The 945-nt window shown below is 69.1% G+C and carries 1 protein-coding gene; it reads right to left on the reverse strand.

Annotation, left to right across the window (positions count from 1 at the left end):
* Positions 1-945 (reverse strand): Ig-like domain-containing protein (locus tag D5041_RS21880; RefSeq protein ID WP_265285828.1); only part of this gene is annotated, 945 nt, incomplete at both ends.

A 945-nucleotide genomic window follows, 5' to 3' on the forward strand; every position in this document is an offset into this window, starting at 1 on the left:
TGCCCGTGGCCGGGTTGCCGGCAGCGTCCGCGACGCCGCTGAGGTTGTTCACGCGGATGGTGTTCGCCGCCGCCGTGGTGTTGGCCGCGGGGGTCAGCGTGCCGGTCCAGCTCAGGCCGTCGGCGCTGCGCGTGAGCGTGCCGAGCGTGCCGTTGGGAACGGTCAGGTGCGCGGCGGTCAAGCCAGTGACCGCTTCGCTGAAGCTGATGGTGACGTTGGCCGTCTCGCCCGCCTTGAGCGCGCTGTCGTCGAGCGTGATGCCGGTCAGCTGGGGCGCCGTGGTGTCCACGCTGTAGTTGGCGCTGGTGACGCCGCTGCCCGTGGCCGGGTTGCCGGCAGCGTCCGCGACGCCGCTGAGGTTGTCCACGCTGATGATGTTGCTCGCGGCCGTGGTGTTTGCCGCCGGGGTCAGCGTGCCGGTCCAGCTCAGGCCGTCGGCGCTGCGCGTGAGCGCGCCGAGCGTGCCATGGGGAACGCTCAGGTGCGCGGCAGTCAGGCCAGCGACCACTTCGCTGAAAGTGACGGTGAGGGTGGCCGTAGCGCCGATTTTCAGCGCGTCGCTGTCGAGCGTGATGCCGGTCAGCTGGGGCGCCACGGTGTCCACGCTGTAGTTGCTGCTGATGACCTGGCTGCCCACGGCGGCGCTGTCGACGGAATTTTTTACGCCGTCGAGGTTGCCTACGCTGATGGCGTTGCTCGCCACCGTGGTGTTCTCCGCCGGGGTCAGCGTGCCGGTCCAGCTCAGGCCGTCGGCGCTGCGCGTGAGCGCGCCGAGCGTGCCATTGGGAACGGTCAGGTGCGCGGCGCCAAAGCCATCGACCGCCTCGCTGAAGCTGACGGTGACGGTGGCTGTTTCACCGATTTTCAGCGCGCTGTCATCGAGCACGATGCTCAGCAACTGGGGCGCCACGGTGTTCACGCTGTAGTTGGCGCTGGTCGTGCTGT

The sequence above is a fragment of the Verminephrobacter aporrectodeae subsp. tuberculatae genome, from assembly GCF_026127385.1.
GTDB lineage: Bacteria > Pseudomonadota > Gammaproteobacteria > Burkholderiales > Burkholderiaceae_C > Acidovorax > Acidovorax aporrectodeae.